This is a genomic window from Methylocella tundrae, from assembly GCF_901905185.1.
GTDB classification, from domain to species: Bacteria; Pseudomonadota; Alphaproteobacteria; order Rhizobiales; family Beijerinckiaceae; genus Methylocapsa; species Methylocapsa tundrae.
The window spans coordinates 48,008-66,642 of record NZ_CABFMQ020000153.1; the positions used below are offsets into that span (position 1 = coordinate 48,008).

At 61.6% G+C, this 18,635-nt stretch carries 17 protein-coding genes; 9 read left to right on the forward strand and 8 right to left on the reverse strand.

Annotated elements, in window-relative coordinates; all coding sequences use genetic code 11:
- The first annotated feature begins 6 nt into the window (after positions 1 to 6).
- From aldA to MPC4_RS20295, 5 genes are all read left to right on the forward strand, one after another.
- A complete protein-coding gene (gene aldA / locus MPC4_RS20275; protein WP_174514135.1) occupies positions 7 to 1,434 on the forward strand; it encodes an aldehyde dehydrogenase in 1,428 nt (475 codons plus the stop codon).
- 64 nt (positions 1,435 to 1,498) lie between these two features.
- The gene (locus MPC4_RS20280) at positions 1,499 to 3,277 is read left to right on the forward strand and encodes a PQQ-dependent dehydrogenase, methanol/ethanol family (RefSeq protein WP_174514136.1); all 1,779 of its coding nucleotides are present in this window, start codon (positions 1,499 to 1,501) and stop codon (positions 3,275 to 3,277) included.
- Positions 3,278 to 3,286: 9 nt separating this feature from the next.
- Positions 3,287 to 3,895, forward strand: coding sequence for a c-type cytochrome (locus MPC4_RS20285; RefSeq protein ID WP_174514137.1), 609 nt, complete (start codon positions 3,287 to 3,289; stop codon positions 3,893 to 3,895).
- Positions 3,892 to 4,560: a hypothetical protein gene (locus MPC4_RS20290; RefSeq protein WP_174514138.1), complete on the forward strand. Its 669-nt coding sequence runs from the start codon at positions 3,892 to 3,894 to the stop codon at positions 4,558 to 4,560. Before MPC4_RS20285 ends, MPC4_RS20290 begins: the two co-directional genes overlap by 4 nt.
- A gap of 377 nt (positions 4,561 to 4,937) precedes the next feature.
- A complete protein-coding gene (locus tag MPC4_RS20295) occupies positions 4,938 to 5,702 on the forward strand; it encodes a FadR/GntR family transcriptional regulator (RefSeq protein ID WP_174514139.1) in 765 nt (254 codons plus the stop codon).
- Between the two features lie 84 nt (positions 5,703 to 5,786).
- Here MPC4_RS20295 and MPC4_RS20300 read toward each other — a convergent pair whose 3' ends face one another.
- From MPC4_RS20300 to hemE, 8 genes are all read right to left on the reverse strand, one after another.
- Positions 5,787 to 6,434 (reverse strand): LutC/YkgG family protein, encoded by a 648-nt coding sequence (locus MPC4_RS20300; protein WP_244629133.1) that lies wholly within the window; start codon positions 6,432 to 6,434, stop codon positions 5,787 to 5,789.
- Positions 6,435 to 6,460: 26 nt separating this feature from the next.
- The gene (locus MPC4_RS20305; protein WP_174514141.1) at positions 6,461 to 7,879 is read right to left on the reverse strand and encodes a LutB/LldF family L-lactate oxidation iron-sulfur protein; all 1,419 of its coding nucleotides are present in this window, start codon (positions 7,877 to 7,879) and stop codon (positions 6,461 to 6,463) included.
- A 4-nt stretch (positions 7,880 to 7,883) separates the two neighbouring features.
- Positions 7,884 to 8,672: a (Fe-S)-binding protein gene (locus MPC4_RS20310; protein WP_174514142.1), complete on the reverse strand. Its 789-nt coding sequence runs from the start codon at positions 8,670 to 8,672 to the stop codon at positions 7,884 to 7,886.
- Between the two features lie 321 nt (positions 8,673 to 8,993).
- Positions 8,994 to 11,240 carry a primosomal protein N' gene (locus MPC4_RS20315; RefSeq protein WP_174514143.1) on the reverse strand — a complete coding sequence of 749 codons (2,247 nt, stop codon included), beginning with the start codon at positions 11,238 to 11,240 and terminating at the stop codon, positions 8,994 to 8,996.
- 96 nt (positions 11,241 to 11,336) lie between these two features.
- Positions 11,337 to 12,065, reverse strand: a complete 729-nt coding sequence (locus MPC4_RS20320) for a TerC family protein (protein ID WP_134490471.1) — start codon at positions 12,063 to 12,065, stop codon at positions 11,337 to 11,339.
- Positions 12,066 to 12,353: 288 nt separating this feature from the next.
- Positions 12,354 to 13,622: a transcription termination factor Rho gene (gene rho / locus MPC4_RS20325; RefSeq protein WP_134490469.1), complete on the reverse strand. Its 1,269-nt coding sequence runs from the start codon at positions 13,620 to 13,622 to the stop codon at positions 12,354 to 12,356.
- A gap of 234 nt (positions 13,623 to 13,856) precedes the next feature.
- Positions 13,857 to 14,285 carry a protoporphyrinogen oxidase HemJ gene (hemJ, locus tag MPC4_RS20330; RefSeq protein WP_174514144.1) on the reverse strand — a complete coding sequence of 143 codons (429 nt, stop codon included), beginning with the start codon at positions 14,283 to 14,285 and terminating at the stop codon, positions 13,857 to 13,859.
- Positions 14,282 to 15,331 carry a uroporphyrinogen decarboxylase gene (gene hemE / locus MPC4_RS20335; RefSeq protein ID WP_174514145.1) on the reverse strand — a complete coding sequence of 350 codons (1,050 nt, stop codon included), beginning with the start codon at positions 15,329 to 15,331 and terminating at the stop codon, positions 14,282 to 14,284. The genes hemJ and hemE overlap by 4 nt, the downstream gene beginning before the upstream one ends.
- Before the next feature lie 405 nt (positions 15,332 to 15,736).
- On the opposite strand from hemE, the gene MPC4_RS20340 reads away from it, so the two are divergent.
- From MPC4_RS20340 to coaE, 4 genes are read left to right on the forward strand one after another with little or no spacing between them, the layout of a single operon-like run.
- Positions 15,737 to 16,570 (forward strand): pyruvate, water dikinase regulatory protein, encoded by an 834-nt coding sequence (locus MPC4_RS20340; protein WP_174514146.1) that lies wholly within the window; start codon positions 15,737 to 15,739, stop codon positions 16,568 to 16,570.
- A complete protein-coding gene (locus MPC4_RS20345; RefSeq protein ID WP_174514147.1) occupies positions 16,567 to 17,184 on the forward strand; it encodes a Maf family protein in 618 nt (205 codons plus the stop codon). Before MPC4_RS20340 ends, MPC4_RS20345 begins: the two co-directional genes overlap by 4 nt.
- The gene (locus MPC4_RS20350) at positions 17,181 to 18,026 is read left to right on the forward strand and encodes a shikimate dehydrogenase (RefSeq protein WP_174514148.1); all 846 of its coding nucleotides are present in this window, start codon (positions 17,181 to 17,183) and stop codon (positions 18,024 to 18,026) included. Before MPC4_RS20345 ends, MPC4_RS20350 begins: the two co-directional genes overlap by 4 nt.
- The gene (gene coaE, locus MPC4_RS20355; protein WP_174514149.1) at positions 18,026 to 18,628 is read left to right on the forward strand and encodes a dephospho-CoA kinase; all 603 of its coding nucleotides are present in this window, start codon (positions 18,026 to 18,028) and stop codon (positions 18,626 to 18,628) included. Before MPC4_RS20350 ends, coaE begins: the two co-directional genes overlap by 1 nt.
- The last annotated feature ends 7 nt before the right edge of the window (positions 18,629 to 18,635 follow it).

Here is an 18,635-nt window from a genome sequence, read left to right on the forward strand (position 1 = left end):
AGATTTATGCATCGCAATTTCATCAATGGTCAATTTATCGCGCCGGATCACGAGACGCGCATCGCCGTCCTCAATCCCGCCAATGGACGGGAAATTTCCTTCATTCCGGATTCCTCCGCCGAGAGCGCGCAGCAAGCCGTGGCGGCCGCCAGGGCGGCGCAACCCTCCTGGGCGAGATTGCCCGCGGTTGCGCGCAGCGCTCATCTGCGCGAAATCGCGTCCCGCCTTCGCGGCAAGTCGCATGCAATCGCGAAGATCATTTCGGAGGAGCAAGGCAAGCTCCTGAGTCTTGCCCAGGTCGAAGTCGATTTTACCGCCGATTACATGGACTACATGGCGGAATGGGCGCGCCGCATCGAAGGCGAAGTCATTCCGAGCGATCGGGCGGACGAAACCATTCTTTTGTTCCGCCAGCCGATCGGCGTCGTCGCCGGCATCCTGCCGTGGAATTTCCCGTTTTTCCTGATCGCCAGGAAGATGGCGCCGGCGCTTGTCACCGGCAACACCATCGTCATCAAGCCGAGCGAGGAAACGCCCAATAACGCGGCGCTGTTCACAGAACTTCTCGCCGCGACGGATTTACCGCCTGGCGTTTTTAATCTCGTTTACGGACGCGGCGAAACCATCGGTCAAGCGCTTGCGAGCCATCCCGACGTCGGGCTCATCAGTTTCACCGGCAGCGTGCAAGCAGGCATGGCGATCATGGCCGCCGCCGCGCCGAACATCACAAAACTCAGCCTCGAACTCGGCGGCAAAGCGCCCGCAATCGTTATGCCGGACTGCGACATCGATCTCGCCGTCAACGCAGTGAAATCATCGCGCATCATCAACAGCGGCCAGGTCTGCAACTGCGCCGAGCGCATCTATGTGCATGACAAGGTCGCCGACGAATTCACGAGCAAACTCGCAAGCGCCATGAGCGCCACGACCTACGGCGACCCGCTCGGCGATCGCGCAGTGGACATGGGACCTCTCATCAACCCAGGCGCGATGAAGCGGGTCGGCGGCATGGTTGATCGCGCGGTGGCCGACGGCGCGGAAATCGTAGCCGGCGGCAAGGCCGACGATCGCCGCGGCGGCGCCTTTTTCCAGGCGACGGTTCTGACCAACTGCCGCCAGGACATGGAGATCATGCGCGATGAGATCTTCGGCCCCGTTGCGCCAATCCATATCATTCACGATCTCGACGAAGCGATCGCCAAGGCGAATGATTCCATCTACGGGCTCACCTCATCCATCTATACACGCCAGCTGAACACGGCGTTGCGCGCGTGTCACGAGCTTCAATTTGGCGAGACCTACATCAACCGCGAAAACTTCGAAGCCATGCAGGGCTTTCACGCCGGCGTGCGCCGTTCAGGCGTCGGCGGCGCCGATGGCAAGCATGGCGTCTATGAATTCACACAAACGCACGTCGTCTACATGCGGAACTGATTCCGCGGCAGCCAAGAATGCGAGCGCGAAGCGCCGCATGAAGCCATAAACCTGGGAGGGACAGTTGACACATTTTTTCCGACGCCGATTGAGGCAGATATTGCTGGCGGCGACCAGCGCTCTCGTCCTCGCGCATGCGCCCGCGCGGGCAGGAAACGACGTCACGCAAGAGACGCTGCTCAAGGCCGACAGCGACACATCGAACTGGATCACCTATGGGCGTGATCTGTCGGCCCACCGTTATTCGCCGCTGAACCAGATCAACCGCGCGAACGTCAAGAATTTGAAAGTCACCTGGACGTTGCAGCTCGGCGGCGTCGAAGGGGGCGGAATCTGGTCGCATGGCGGATTGGAAGGAACGCCAATCATCCAGGACGGATTCATGTATGCGACCGACGGCTGGGGCTCGGTCTACAAGATCGACATGCAAAAGGGGCATGGCGAGCTCGTCTGGAAGATGGATCCCAAGACCGACCATGATTGGGCGGGCGCCGTCGCCTGTTGCGGCGTCGACAATCGTGGCGTCGCGCTGTGGGGCGATCAGGTCATTTCCCACACACTCGACGGGCGCATGATCGCGACCAACAAGGAGACCGGAGAGATCTTGTGGCAGAGGCAGATCGCCGATCCCGACAAGAGCGAATCGATCACCGCCGCGCCGCTCGTCATCAAGGATATGGCGATCACCGGCGTCGCGGGCGGTGAATATGGCGTGCGCGGCTGGATCGCCGCGACCGATCTTAATACGCACAAGGAAATCTGGCGCACCTACACGATTCCGGCCAAGGGCGAGCCAGGCAGCGAGACCTGGAAGGACAGCTATAACGCCGCGGCGAACGGCGGCGGCGCAACCTGGGTCACCGGCACTTATGATCCGCAGACCAACACGCTATTTTGGGGGGTCGGCAATCCGGGACCGGATTGGGATCATGAATTCCGTCCCGGCGACAATCTCTACTCGGACAGCACCCTCGCGCTCGACGCCGACACCGGCAAGCTCAAATGGCATTACCAATATACGCCAAACGACGCCTTCGACTATGACGCCGTCTCCGAAAGCGTCCTTGTCGATCTGCCCGGGAACGGCGGAAAGCAGAGGCTCTCGCTCGCCGCGCAGCGGAACGGCTTCGCCTATGCGCTCGATCGCGACACCGGCAAGTTTTTATGGGGCCTGCCGTTCGTCAAGCAGTTGAACTGGACCAAGGGGCTTGATCCAAACACGGGCAAGCCGCTCGAATATGATCCAAAGCTCGATGTTCAGATCTACCAGGCGGCGGTGACGCCAACTCGCGCCAACGCTGTTTCATTGATCTGCCCGGGTTCGATGGGCGGCAAGAACTGGACGCCCTCAGCCTACAACCCCGATCTCAAGCTCTGGTATATTCCGGTCATCGAGAGCTGCAACCGCATCTCTAACAAAGAAGCGCCGAAAAATCCGAAGCTGAAGCCTGGCGAAGGATTCACCGGCGGCGGCCCGACGGATCCAGTCAAGATCACGGGAAGCATCGCCGCGGTCGATGTGACGACCGGCAAGCTCGTCGCCAAGCATGAAACCGAATTTCCCCAGCTCGGCGGCGTCGTCGCGACCCCGGAACTGATCTTCGCCGGCCAGCCCGATGGCGAACTCATCGCGCTCGACGCAAAGAGCCTCGAGAAGCTCTGGAGCTTCCAGACCGGCGCTGGACTGAACGCGCCGCCAATCTCTTTCGCCGTGAACGGGAAGCAATATATCGCAATCCTCGCGGGTCTCGGCGGAGCCTGGGACAAATGGTACATCGACGGAACCCCGGGGCTCCGAAAAATTCAGCCGGGATCCACCCTCTACGTCTTCTCCGTTGATTAACTGGATATGATGCGCGAACTGCTCTTTGCGGCGGCTTTAGCCAACCTCCTTCTCACCTGGCCGGCTCACACGCTCGCGGCGGACGCCATAGCCGCCGACAAGAGCGCCGGCTCGCGCATCTTCAAGGCGGCCAACTGCGTCGCCTGCCATAAATGGACCGGTCAGGGCGGCGGCGGTTACGGCGGGGCCGCCGCCAATCTTCGCCAGACGAAGCTCGACAAGGACCAAATTGTCGAGACTGTCCGCTGCGGCCATCCGGGCGGCGGCGGCATGCCCTATTTCCAGGAGGACGCCTACCGCGACGGCAGCTGCTATGGCGGCGTCAAGGCCTCCGATCTCGACGCCAAGACGATGCCCGCCGCCGCCGAGCATTTCCTGGCGCGGGGCGAGATCGACGCCGTCGCCGATTATGTCATCAGTCATTTCAAGGGCAAAGGGGAGCCGACCTTCGAAGAGTGCCGCGGCTTTTTCGGCGCCGCCACGCATCTTTGCGACACTTATCCAAAGGCCGGCGATACCGCTGACGCTTCCGGCCACGACGGGGACGACCCGCCGCCGCGGCGCGGCCTCAAGATCGAGGCGGCGCCCGACGCCAAAACGAAAGGCGCCGGCCAATGACAAATCTAACGCCGATATTTGTCGCCGCGGCCCTGATGTGCGGCGTTTGCGCGGCGTCCTCCACACCACGCTTCGAGCCGGGCAACGACCTGCGTGATTTCTACGTCGGCATGCCGGTTTCAACAATGAGCGCGGAGGGCTACAAGGATCGCATCTGCGCCGGCGACCCGTCGATCAAAATCGCGCAATGGTCCGACTATGCAAGTTGCCCGCGTGACGCGCGGGGCCTTTATGCCGTGACCTTCAAATATGACAACGCGGATAATCCGCTGGCGCGGGTCAGCGATACAGGCGAAGGAACGGCGATCGCCGGACAGGCTGTCGTTTTGACGCTGCTGATCGATGATAAGAGCCGCCTCGCCGGTCTTGTGATCGTCACCGACCCCGGCGCGCGTCTGTTCGCGCGCCGCCGCGCCCATGTATTCGGCCAGCAGGTCAAGGCGCGGTTTGGCGAAGACGGATGGGTCTGCAGGAACGCGCCGCCTGGCGGCAACGAAGAGGCGATCGGCCCGACTTTCATCAACGAGCATTGCGCGAAGGTCACGGCGACCCGCCGGTTCATTCTTGATCGTAAGCTTTATCGCTACGCGGATCGCCCGCTGCGCGATTTTGTCAGCGAAACGCGACTGCTCATTTTACAACCTGAACTCAAGCAGGATGATTAAGCAACGACGCCCCGGCGTATCGGCGCGCGGGCGTCCGCGGGGCGATAAAAAAACGGGGGAAGCTCAGAACGGCGCCCGGCGCGCTTCGACAAAAAGGCGGCGCTGCGCATCGCGCCCGCCGCGGCCTGACGAGGTTCTTGATTTCGTATCCGCCACTTATGGTATGATCGCGCATGGCGAAGGCAAGGCTATGCATCCCGCCGCAGCGGGCCGCCAAAGTAGCGAGGGGCGTGGTGACGAGTGATCGCAAAGCGCGCGCAAGGGCGCCCCGCTTTTTGATCGGCGAAAGGGCGGAGGCGTCGTCGGCCGACCGCATCGACTGTTATTGTCCCGTCTGCGCCCGTTTCCGGCGCGCCTATTTGTGATCGAGATACGCCATGACCACAGCCATCAAGTCAGTTCGGCTTGCAGATACGATTGCGGAATATTTCGAGCGGCTGATTCGGGAGGGCATTCTGCGCCCCGGCGAGAAGCTCAGCGCTGAACGCGATCTTGCGGAAAAACTCGCCGTCTCCCGGCCGTCGCTGCGCGACGGGATCGCCAAGCTTGAAGAGCAGGGCCTTCTGGTGATCACCAAAGCTGGCACCTTTGTCGCGCCCTTCCTGTCGCCTTTCTCCGAGCCGCTCTCCATTCTTTTCAGCAATGAGCCGCGCGTCCTCAAGGATTATTTCGAATTTCGTCGACTCGTCGAAGGGTGCGCGGCTCGCCTCGCCGCTATCCGCGCAACGCCGATCGACCGCGCCAAAATCAGCGCCTGTCTGGAAAGCATGAAGGCTTCGCATGATTGCGAGGATCCGAGCGAGGAATCAAAGCTCGACGTCGATCTCCATATCCTGATTTATGAAGCCGCCCATAATCTCGTGCTGCAGCATACCATGCAGGTTTTCTCGGACATGCTCCGCAAGGGCATTTTATATAGCCGCGAGCAGCTCTACGAACATCCCGGCGTGCGCGATGCTTTCCTTGCCCAGCATATTGCGATTGCCGAGGCCATCCTGAAGGGCGATCCGGCCGCCGCCGAAGACGCCGCGCGGGGGCATATTGATTTTACCGGCGGCACGATCGCCGCGATCGCGATCGAGGACGAACGGATCGCCGCTTCGATGCGGCGCCTCAGCCGCGCGGATCTGCTCTCCAGTTGAGTCCTGTCGGATAAGCTCCAGGCGCCAGAGCATCAAAGACACGCCGGGGGCGCATCGCATCGACGCTGCGGGCCCATCTGGCGCTCAAGCTTGGCGCGGCCCGGCGATGATCACATGGAGAAAACGCGGCCCATGCGCGCCCTTGACGAGCGCGCCTTCAATATCCGTCGTGCCGCTGGCGCCGGTTATGAAATTGACGTTGCGCGGCAGTTCTTCATTCTGCACCCGCAATGCGTAATCCTCGAGATAGGCAAGGATACGGCTTCGCTCGATCACCACAATATGATGCAGCGGCAGAAATGAGAAAAGCGTAGGCGAGGCGGGACCGGAATGAAAAACGAGCGTCCCCGTCTCCGCTATGCCCCAAAGGGCTCGTCCCACCGCGACAATCGCGTCGGCTTCGATCGTGGGCCGAAGCTTGAATGAGCGCCAATCGAGCTGCGCGAGAGCAGGATCCGGCTGCAAGGCGATATCGGGCGGAAGGCCTTGCGCGTCGAGATAGCGGCGCGCCGCCGCCGGGGCGTCCGCCAAATTCGTGATTTCGTCGGCGCTTGCGCCGATCTTGACGGAAGCAAGACGCGCGGCGAAGAGCGCGCCGAGATCGCCCTCCTCGAGCAAGGGTCTGCCCTTCTCCGGTTCGGCCAGCAGCGCTTTCGCGGACGCTGCGATCGAGATGGCGTCGGGCTCGCGGTCAAGAGCGTTTCTGATGCGGCCAAGAATGGCCTCGCGCATCGATCGGCGCGTTGCGCGGGCGGCGCTCATATGCGGCGTCCTCGCTGTCTCGCGCTCAGCTCTTCCATGAAAGTGCGCGCGGCCGGCTTCGGAAAATCGCGATATTGCGTCCAGCCTTTGGCCAGTGGCAGCGACTTGATCCAGCCGTTCCTCGAGAAGCGGCGCATCGCCCGCACCGCGACCGCCGCCCCGATCCGATACAAAAACGGATGACGTGCGCCGAAAGCCCATAGCCCCAAGGCGCTTCGCGTGGTTCGCGGCTCAAGCCCTTCGCGCCAGCTTTTCTCGCGCCAGCCGCGCAGAAGGGTCGGCAGCGGAATGTCGACCGGGCAGACTTCCTGGCAGCTACCGTTCAAAGTGCAGGCATGGGCGAGGTCGCGCGCCTCCTTCAGTCCGTCCAATGCCGGTGTGAGGACGGCCCCCATGGGGCCCGGATAGACGCCGCCATAGGCATGACCGCCGATCTGGCGGAACACGACGCAGTGATTCATGCATGCGCCGCAGCGCAGACAGCGAAGCATGTCGGCGAGGCCGCCGGCGAGCATTTCCGTGCGGCCATTATCAATGAGGACGATGTGGAATTCTTCCGGTCCGTCGGGATCGCCCGGCCGCTTCGGCCCGCGATGGAAGGTCGTGTATTGAGTGATGTCGGCGCCAGTGGCCGAGCGCACCAAAAGCCTTAGCAGGACCATCACATGCTGCATCGAAGGCGCAAGCTTCTCGATGCCGGCAGTGACGATGTGCACCCGGGGCAAGGTCGTCGTCAGCTCCGCGTTGCCCTCATTGGTCACGACGCACACGCCGCCGGTGTCCGCGATTAGAAAATTCGCCCCCGAAATCCCAACATCGGCGTCGAGAAACCGCTGCCGCAACTCGCGGCGCGCGCTTGCGACCATGGTCGCGACGTCATCATTGTTTGGCGGCCTTTGATGATGCGTGCGGAAGAGCGCGGAGACTTCCTCGCGCGTGCGATGCAATGCTGGCCAGATGATGTGCGAAGGGCGGTCCCCCGCGAGCTGCACGATATGTTCGGCAAGATCCGTCTCGACTCGTCTGATGCCCGATTCGTCGAGCGCCTGCGGAAGACCGATTTCCTCACCGAGCATCGACTTCGACCGGGTAACGGATTTCGCCTCGCCCGCGCGGCAGATATCGAGCACGATCCGGCATGCTTCATCGGCGGACGTCGCCCAATGGACCTTCGCGCCCGAAGCCAGCGCGTTTCTTTCAAATTCGGTCAGGTAATAATCGAGGTTCCGGACAACATGATCCTTGATCCGCCGGCCGAGATCGCGGGCTTTGGCAAAATCCGGCCATTCGGCGACGGCCGCGGCGCGCTTCTCCCGCGCCGTCCCGGTGGTGCGTTCGATCGCCGTCTTCAAGGTCGGGTTTGCGAGCGCTTTTTCGACGCGGGTCTCGAAAAGGCCGAGAGCTTCATGGCTCATAGGATCAGGCCTCTTCGCCGATCGCCGGACCGTCCGCCATGCCGGCGATGACTTCAGCCGCGTGAAAAACGCGGGCGGGCGCGCCGCGCCGATGCAGCTTGCCGGCCATGTTCATAAGGCAGCCGAGATCGCCGCCGAGCAGAAGATCGGCCTTGACCCCTTCGACGGCGCGCGCCTTGTCATCGACGATCGCGTTGGAGATCGAAGGATATTTGAGGCAGAACGTCCCGCCAAAACCACAGCAGACGTCATGGCCGGGAAGCGGTATGAGGTTGAGACCTTCGATTGCTTCGAGCAACAGCCGGGGCTGGGCTTTGACGCCAAGTTCGCGCAGGCCCGAGCAGCTGTCATGATAGGTCGCGCTCGCACGCAAAGATATGTCCTCAGGCCGGAAAGACCGCACGTCGACAAGGAAGCTCAGCAGCTCGAAGGTCCGCGCGGCGAGATCTTCGGCGCGTTTTCTCCACCCGGCGTCCTCGGCAAAAAGCTCCGGATAATGTACCTTGATCGTAGCGGCGCAGGAGCCGGACGGCGCGACGACATAGTCAAATTTTTCAAAAGTCTTGACGACAGTCTTGGCGATCACGCGCGCATGGCCGCGATCGCCCGAATTGAAGGCCGGCTGGCCGCAACAGGTCTGCGCTCTGGGAACGACCACCTTGCAGCCCGCGCGATGCAGCAGGTCGATCGCCGCAAAGCCAATGCGCGGGCGGATCATGTCAACGAGGCAGGTGACAAAGAGTCCGACTTCCGGCGCGTCGGGCGCCCCGGAATGGATAGAATTGGACGGCATGGCGCACTGTTCTCCGATTATCGCCGCCTTCCGCAGTTTACGGCGCACAGAAGGAATGAGCACTCGCCGGCCGCCTTCGCGTTGACGAAGGCGAGAGGCTCAGTCCCCGCGACCGTTTTCGGCGCCTTATGCGGTGATCGATCTCGCGGGATCCAGGTCCGAATGGATAAGTTATTTTACCAATAAATACAATGGTACATATTTTGGTCTACACCACGCGCCAAAATGGCAAACTCGAGTGTTTTGAGGCCTAAAGAAACCGTTAACTCGAGTGAGCCCTCACCAAAACAGGCGCTATTACATTTTATACAATATAATTTCTCACAAAAAGCTCTGCGGATCGATGTCGATCGTCACCCGTATGCCGCCCCGCTCCTTTGGTCCCGCGGCAAGCAGGGCGCGCAAAAAGCCCTGCAAATCGGTTGACCGGGGGGCGCGAACGAGAAGCCGGAATCTATGCCTTCCGCGAATAACCGCGATCGGCGCTTCCGCCGGACCGAGCAGCGAAATCTCGTTCTCGCCCGGCAGCCCGCCCGCGGGCGCGAGAGTCCATGTCGGCGAGAGCGGCAGCTCGAATGCGGTGCGCGCGATTGCCCGGGCGAAATTCTCGGTCGATGCGCTGTCGTCGCCCGAGATGATCAAAGCGGCGAGACGCCCGAATGGCGGGAGGCCGGCGCGCCGGCGCTGTTCCGTCTCCTCGGCATAGAATCGCTCGCTGTCGCCGGAGAGGATCGCGCGCATGACGGGATGCTCCGGCTGAAAACTCTGCACGAGAGCTCTGCCGGCCGTCTCGAAGCGGCCGGCGCGGCCCGTCACTTGCTGCAACAGCTGAAATGTCCGCTCCGCCGCGCGCGGATCGCCCGAAGTCAGGCCAATATCGGCGTCGATCACGCCGACGAGCGATAACAAAGGGAAATTATGCCCCTTCGCTACCATTTGCGTGCCGATGATGATGTCGCATTCCCCGGCCGCGACGGCTTCGAACTCCTGCCGCAGCCGCTCCGCGCCTCCTGGAAGATCGGAGGACAAAACCATGACGCGGGCGTCGGGCAGAAGTTCGCCGACTTCTTCAGCCAGCCTCTCGATGCCCGGGCCGCAGGCCATGAGTGAATCGGCGGCCTCGCAATTCGGGCAAAGGTCCGGCCTGCGCTCGATGTGGCCGCAATGGTGGCAGGCCAGCGCTTTTCTAAAACGATGTTCGACCAGCCAGGTGGTGCAATTTGGGCACTGGAACCTGTGTCCGCAGCTGCGGCAGAGCGTTAAGGGCGCATAGCCGCGCCGGTTCAGGAATAAAAGCGACTGCTCGCGCCGCAGCAGAGTTTCAGACAGGGCGGCGGCGAGACGGGGCGAAATCCATTTGCCCCGCGCCGGGGCCTTGAGGCGCATATCGACCGCCTCGATGACCGGCATGGCGCGGCCTTCGAAACGACCGTTCAACTTAACGTGCAGATAGCGCCCCTGCCCGGCGTTGACGCGCGATTCGATCGAGGGCGTCGCCGAGGCCAGAATAACCGCCGCCCCCTCGATCCGCCCGCGCACCACCGCCATGTCGCGCGCGTGATAGATGACGCCATCCTCTTGCTTGTACGCGCTGTCATGCTCTTCATCGACGATTATGAGGCCAAGCGCGTTGAAAGGCAGGAACAGCGCGGATCTCGCTCCGATGACGATTTGCGCCTCACCCGCCGCGACAGCGGACCAGATGCGCGCGCGCCTTGGCGCGCTGACGCCTGAATGCCATTCCGCCGCCCGCGCTCCGAACCGCGCCTGAAAGCGATCGATGAATTGCGTCGTCAGCGCAATTTCCGGCATCAGAACGAGGATTTGGCGATCCATGTCCAGGGCGGCGGCGATCGCCTCGAAATAGACCTCGGTCTTTCCTGAGCCGGTGACGCCTTCGAGCAGAGTGACCGAAAACGAGCCGCTCCGCACGCTGCTTTCAAGCTGAAGCGCAGCCTCCGATTGATCCGGCGAGAGACTGGGCGCCGCGAAATGGGGATCGCACGGAAGCGCGACAGGCTCGGGCGGGAGCGTCAGCGTCTCAAGCACGCCTTCGTCAATGAGCCCGTCAATGACGGAAGCGGAACAGCCGGCCGCCTTTGCGAGCGCGGATTTGATGAAAATGCCCCTGCCCTCAGCCGCGGCAAGAACCTTTTCGCGCGCAGGCGTCATTCGGCGGGGCGTCGGACCCGCCAGCCGCACCCCTACCCTCACCGGCTCGGGCGTCGCATGGAATGGCGCCCGTACGGCCATGCGCAATACCATGCCTCGGGGACTCATGCTCCAGCGCGCCACCCAATCGATAAGCTGGCGCAATGATTCATTCAACGGTGGAATGTCGAGCCGCGATCTGATGCTTTTAAGATTGCCGGGTGAGCCCGGACCCGGCCGCACCTCCCACACGACGCCGACAGCCAGGCGTGGGCCAAGCGGCGCCTCGACAAAGACCCCCGGCGCCAGCGCCACGCCAGGCGGGACGGCATAGGAATAGGCAATATCGAGCGCGACGGGCATCAGCACATCGGCGACGAGCCCGTGCGCCTTTGCTGGGATGGCGCCGCTGCTCATCGACGGGCGCTACGGTATTTTGCCGTTTCGCGGCGCCCGGAAATGTATTGGCGCATGGCCTATCCGCACAGTCTGCCGTTGGCGAAACCCATGGCGCTATTTCTGCGCCATCCGCTTCCGCGCCATGATGTTGAGCCCTTCGACAAGGCCCGAAAACGCCATCGCCGTGTAGATATAGCCTTTTGGAAAGTGGAAGCCCAAGCCTTCGGCGATCAGCGTCGCGCCGATGAGCAGCAAAAATCCCAGCGCCAGCATGACGATCGTCGGATTGCGATGAATGAAATTGGCGAGCGGATCGGCAGCGATCAACATGGCGAGAACGGCTGCGAGAACCGACACGATCATGATCGGTAAATGCTCGGTCATGCCGACTGCGGTGACGATGCTGTCGATGGAAAATATGAGATCCAGCGCCAGAATCTGGCCGATCGCAGTGAGGAATCTCGCCGGGCGCTTTTCCTTGCCGTCCGTCTGCTCGAAAGGATCGACGGCGTGGTGAATTTCATTGGTCGCTTTCCAGACGAGGAACAGGCCGCCCCCCATCATGATCAGGTCGCGCCACGAAAATCCCTGCTCCAAAACAAAGAAGATCGGCGTCGTCAGCTTGATGATTGAACTGATCGTGAACAAAAGCGCGACGCGCAGGATCAGGGAAAGGCCGATGCCGATGCGGCGCGCCTTTGAGCGCTGATGCTCGGGCAGCTTGGATGAGACGATAGCGATGAAAACGAGATTGTCGATCCCAAGGACGATTTCCATGGCGATCAGCGTGGCGAGCGCCAGCCATGTTGAGGGTTCAACGGCCAGCGCCAGAAGATCATTCATTGATCAGGTCTTTTCCTCAAAGATGGCGCTCCAACCGCGCCAGGATCCGCACCCGCGCGGCCTCTTTCCTGTCGGCGGGGCTCGCCTTTGATGCGAGCGCGCCCGCTTAACGAGCAGCCAAGGCGCCGTGATGCTCGAGACGTCAGTTTCGAGCCTATCAGGGCGATGGTCAACCCGGCTGGCCCGCCAACTCAAGCCTATCCCAGACATGTGTCGGCGTTTTGACCAGGGATCTTCCTTGTAACAGCCCTTCGCCGCTATCCGGGGCGAGGCGCCGCGTTAAAAACCTCAGGTGTTCATCGCCTCGAAGAACATGGCGTTGCCTTTCGGCGTCTCGCGCAATTTGCCGAGCAGGAATTCGATCCCGTCGATCGTCCCCATCGGATTGAGAATACGGCGCAGCACATACATTTTCTTCAAAATGTCGGGCGGAACCAGCAATTCCTCCTTGCGGGTGCCGGAACGGGTGATGTCGATCGCCGGGAAGGTGCGCTTGTCCGCGACCTTGCGGTCGAGAATGATTTCCGAATTGCCGGTGCCTTTGAATTCCTCGAAAATCACCTCGTCCATGCGCGAGCCCGTATCGATCAAAGCCGTCGCGATGATGGTGAGCGAGCCGCCTTCCTCGATATTGCGCGCGGCGCCGAAGAAGCGCTTCGGCCGCTGCAGGGCGTTGGCGTCGACGCCGCCGGTCAGCACCTTGCCGGAAGACGGCACCACGGTGTTATAGGCGCGGCCGAGCCGCGTGATGGAATCGAGCAGGATGACCACGTCGCGGCCATGTTCGACGAGGCGCTTGGCCTTTTCTATGACCATTTCCGCGACCTGAACATGACGCACCGCCGGCTCGTCAAAAGTCGAGGAGACGACCTCGCCATGCACGGAGCGCTGCATGTCGGTGACTTCCTCGGGACGCTCGTCGATCAGGAGCACGATCAGATAGCATTCCGGGTGATTGGCCGTGACCGATTGCGCGATATTCTGCAGGAGCACGGTCTTGCCGGTGCGCGGCGGGGCCACGATGAGCGCGCGCTGGCCCTTGCCGATCGGCGCGACAATGTCGATGACGCGCGAGGACAGATCCTTTTTGGTCGGATCGTCGACCTCGAGCTTCAGACGCTCGTCCGGATACAGCGGCGTCAGATTGTCGAAATGCACCTTATGCCGGATTTTCTCCGGATCTTCAAAGTTGATCGTATTGACTTTGAGCAGCGCGAAATAACGCTCGCCCTCTTTCGGGCTGCGAATCAGCCCTTCGACCGTATCGCCGGTGCGCAGGCCAAAGCGGCGAATCTGCGACGGCGACACGTAAATATCGTCCGGTCCGGCGAGATAATTCGCGTCCGGCGAGCGCAGGAACCCGAAACCATCCTGCAGCACCTCGATCACGCCTTCGCCGATGATCTCGATGTCGCGGCTGGCCAATTGTTTTAAAATCGCAAACATCAATTCTTGTTTGCGCATGATCGAAGCGTTTTCGACTTCGTGTTCTTCGGCGAAACCAAGCAACTCGGTGGGCGACTTGAGCTTCAAGTCTTGCAGCTTTATTTCCCGCATCGGGATGACGTCCTTGGAAGGTGGCGCGATCAATTTCACGCGAGGCAGGGAGGCTATGACGCAGCCAAGTCCTGAAGGATTAGGCGGGTTGACCCCAAAATTCAGGTGGGAAGCATTCGACGCCGCGCAGCAGCCGCTACTTACAGCCATTGACCTGCAGGAGGGAGCCTATTGGATAAATCACTTTCACCATTTTGACAAGCAATTGCGCGCCGATGAATTTCAGCCCCGCATTCAAACGGGCTTGAGAACGACCAGTATCACGATGCCTATCAGAAGGAGCGTCGGAACCTCGTTCATCACACGAAAATAACGAGCCTTTCGTTCATTTGTTCCGGCGACGAATTTTTTCCGCGTCACGCTAAAATAGCCATGCAGGGCGCTCATCAGAATAACCAGAGCCAGCTTTCCATGCAACCATCCAGCCTGAAAGAAACCGCCCTCGACGGCAAGCGTCAGGCCCGTGATCCAGGTCACGATCATCGCCGGCAGCATGATGAAGCGCATGAGCCGGCGCTCCATGATTTCAAAAGTCAGCGCCATTTCAGAGCCTTGCGCGACGCCGGCATGATAGACGAAAAGCCGCGGCAGATAGAGCATCCCCGCCATCCACGAGATCACCGCGAGAATGTGCGCGGCTTTGATCCAGAGATAGGCTGTCATGACGAGGCTCCGCGCCGCACGAGGTCCATCAGCGCGGCGACATGCTCCACCGGCGTTTGCGGCAAAATGCCATGTCCGAGATTGAAAATATGCGGCCGCCCCTTGAAGGCGGCGAGAATGCGCTTGACGCTCGTCTCTAACGCGGCGCCGCCGGCGATAAGCGCCAGCGGATCGAGATTGCCTTGCAAAACCGCAGTCTTATCGATGCTGCGGGCGGCCCAGAAGGGATCGACCGCCGTGTCAAGGCCCAAGGCGTCAACGCCGGCCTGCGCCGAGAAGGTTTTGAGGCGCGGGCCTATTCCCCTCGGAAAACCGATGATTTTTGCATGGCTGTGGCGGCTTTTGACCCGGGCCGAGATCGCCTTGATCGGGGCAAGGCACCAGCGCTCATATTCGCCCGCGGGAAGGACGCCGGCCCAGCTATCGAAAATCTGCACGGCTTCGACGCCGGCCTCGATCTGGCGCGAGAGATAATCGGTCGAGGCGTCAACAAGCCGGTCGATCAGCCGTTGAAACAGGTCGGGATCGCGGTAGGCGAAAAGCCGCGCGGGCGCCTGATCCGGCGTGCCGCGCCCGGCGATCATATAGCTCGCGACGGTCCAGGGCGCGCCGCAAAAGCCGATCAGCGCGGTCTCAGGAGGCAGAGCCGCCTTTATCCGCTGAATGGTCTCAAAAACCGGTTCAAGTCGTTTTTGATCGATTTCCGCGTTCAGCCTGGCGAGATCTTCAACTGTCACGATCGGATCGAGTCTTGGCCCTTCATTGGTTTCAAAACTCACCTTCTGGCCAAGGGCGTCAGGGATGACGAGAATATCACTGAACAGGATGGCGGCGTCGAAGCCAAAGCGGCGAATCGGCTGCAAGGTCGCTTCCGCGGCGATCTTCGGAGAATAGCAGAATTCGAGAAAACTTGGAACCTTCGAGCGGATTTCGCGATACTCAGGCAGATAGCGCCCAGCCTGACGCATCAGCCAGACGGGCGGCGGATTGAGGACTTCGCCATTCAGAACGCGAAGAAAAGGCTTTGTAGGGGACGAAGCTGTCAAACCGCGAATTCCTTAAAGACTCAAAGACTCTCTAATTAACTTTTTCTTATTCATATTGGGGTACCGATTAGGCTGGCGCAGTGATTTCCACAATCACATTATTGTCGCGCGTGTTATTCCCGGAATTCACCGGGGCGATCAGGCTGTAAAGCGGTTAAGATTCTCTTAACGATTCAGTCGGGCTAGCGGCCTTTCGCCGTGAACGCGGACACAGGCTATTGCCGTTCGGCCAGCCATCCACAGCTTCGGGACGCCGCCTGTCCAAAGGCCGGCGCCTGTTGAGCGTTTCAGCCGCTTTGCCGAGATTTTGATTGCATTTCTGGCTTGCGCGGCCTTTATCCACTCCTATCCTCAGCAATGCGCCCCGCCGAGAAATGAGGGCCAGGAAGGTTTGGGGAGGCAATGATGGCGCGGCACCATTTCAATCTGCATCTCGTCTCCGACGCGACCGGCGAGACTCTCATCGCGGCGAGCCGGGCCGTCTCGGCGCAATATCAGGGCATATGTTCGCTTGAACACGTCTATCCGATGGTGCGCAGCGTGGCGCAGCTCGACAAGGCGATCGCCGAGATCGAGGCGGCGCCCGGCATGGTCCTGTTCACGCTCGTTGATCCGCAGCACGCCCAGCGCCTCACCGAGGCTTGCACGCGGATCGGAGCGCCCTGTCTTTCCGTGCTGGCGCCGATCATGACCCTCTTTGAGTCCTATATCGGGCCGGCGGTGAAGCCGCGCCCCGGCGCGCAGCACATGCTGAACGCGGATTATTTCCGGCGTATCGACGCCCTCAACTTCACCATGATGCATGACGATGGTCAGCAGTCGGAAAGTTATGAGGCCGCGGATGTGGTGCTGATGGGGGTCAGCCGTACGTCGAAGACGCCGACGAGCATTTATCTCGCCAATCGCGGCGTCAAAACCGCCAATTTGCCCTTCGTGCCGAATACGCCCTTGCCGAAGTCAATCGAAAAGCTTCGCAATCCGCTCGTCGTCGGGCTTTTGGCTTCGCCCGAGCGAATCGTCCAGATCAGGGCTAATCGGCTCTTGTCTCTCCACGCCGATCCCGAATCGCCCTATGTCGACCGCCGTCTCGTCGCCGAGGAGGTTGCACAGTCCCGCAAGCTTTTCGAGGAACATGGCTGGCCGACGATCGACGTCACGCGACGCTCCATCGAGGAGACCGCCGCGGCGATTATCGATCTGCACAAGCTGCATAAGCTGAAATTCATTTCCGCCGCATGAGCGCGCTATGGCGCGGCCCTACGCCGCTTCTCCTTGCCTCCAGAAGCGCTGCGCGGCGGACGCTGTTGACGGCGACGGGAATTCCGTTCGAGAGCTGCGACGCTTCGATCGATGAGCGCGCCGTGGAGGCGCCGTTGCGCCAGGCGGGCGCCGGCGCCGCCACGATTGCGCTTCATCTTGCAAGGAAAAAAGCTCTGTCAGCCGGCGCGCGTGCGCGGGGCCAGATGGTGATCGGCGCGGATCAGACGCTTTCCTGCGAAGGGCGTCTTTTCACCAAGCCGCAAGACCGCGCCGCCGCCAGCGTTCAGCTCGAGGCGCTCGCGGGAAAAACGCATGAGCTTCACTCGGCGATTTGCGTGGTCGTGGAAGAGAGGATCCTGTTTGAGGCGGTCCCCGCAGCAAGGCTCACGATGCGGCCGCTTTCGGCCGCCTTCATCGCGGCCTATCTCGATGAGGCGCGAGACGCCGTGCTCGGCAGCGTCGGCGCCTATCAGCTGGAAGGCCTCGGGGTTCATCTCTTCGAGAGGATCGAGGGGGATCATTTCGTCATTCTGGGGCTTCCGCTTCTGCCCCTCCTCGATTTTCTGCGCGCGGAGGGCAGCCTTCAGGCATGAGCATTAACCTTAAACCAAAAGCCTTTGTCGTCGGCTGGCCGATCGCGCATTCACGTTCGCCGATCATCCACGGGTTCTGGCTGAAACAGTTCGGGATTCAAGGGAGCTATGAGGCGATCGCGGTGGCGCCGCCGGATTTTTCGGATTTCATGCGCGACCTTCCGGTCAACGGCTTCGTCGGCGGAAACGTGACCTTGCCGCATAAGCAGAAAGCCTTTGAGCGCGTCGATCGCGCGAGCGCGACCGCGGCAAAGCTCGAGGCGGTCAATACGCTTTGGCTGCAGGACGGCGCGCTCTATGGCGATAATACCGACGTCGAAGGTTTTCTGGCGGCCTTGGATCAGGACGCGCCGGGCTGGGATGCGGCGAGCGGCGATGCGGTTGTCCTCGGCGCCGGGGGCGCGGCCCGGGCGGTCGTCTATGGTCTTCTGCGGCGCTCCAGGAGGGTTATCCTCGCCAACCGGACAAGGGAGCGGGCGGAAGCTCTTGCGACGCATTTTTCCGCCGGCGTCGAGGTGATCGACTGGGCGAGACTTCCTTCATCGCTCGAAGGCGCCGGGCTGCTTGTCAACACCACCTCGCTTGGCATGAAAGGCCAGCCGCCCCTCGAGATCGAGCTTGGCGGCCTGCCGGACGACGCGGTCGTTAACGATATTGTCTATTTCCCGCTGGAGACCGCCCTCATTCGCCGGGCGCAAGCTAGGGGGCTGCGCACGGTCTCTGGAATTGGCATGCTTTTGCACCAGGCCGCGCCCGGCTTTGAGCGATGGTTCGGATTGAGGCCCGGCGTCACGGCGGATTTGCGGCGTCTCGTCGAGGCCGATGCGTTGAAGAGCATCTGATGTTTGTTCTCGGCCTGACCGGCTCGATCGGCATGGGAAAGACGACGACCGCGGCGATCTTTCGTAAGGAGGGAATCCCGGTCCATGATTCGGACGCCGCGGTGCACCGGCTCTATGAAGGAAAGGCCGCGCCGATCATTGAGCACGCTTTTCCGGGCGTGACGCGCGACGGCGTCGTCGACCGGGCCCTGCTCGGCACGCGCGTGCGGGATGATCCCGCGGCGATGGCCCGGCTGGAACAGCTCATTCACCCTCTCGTGCGCGAAGACCGCGCCGGTTTCGTGCGTGAGGCCGCGCGCGCCGGGGAAAAGCTCATCGTGCTCGACGTGCCTTTGCTGTTCGAGACCGGGGCCGACAGGGAGGTCGACGCGACCGTCGTCGTTTCGGCGCCGGAAGCTGTGCAAAAGCAGCGTGTCTGCCAGCGCCCGGGCATGACGGCCGAATGGCTTGCCGTCATAATGTCGAAACAGATGCCGGACGCCGAAAAACGGCGCCGGGCGCAATTCGTCATCGACACGTCGAAAGGCATGGCGGCAGCCGAAAATCAGGTGCGCGGCATCCTTCGCGCGCTTGGCGCGGCCGCCGGCGCGGACCGCTCTTGAGGAGTTC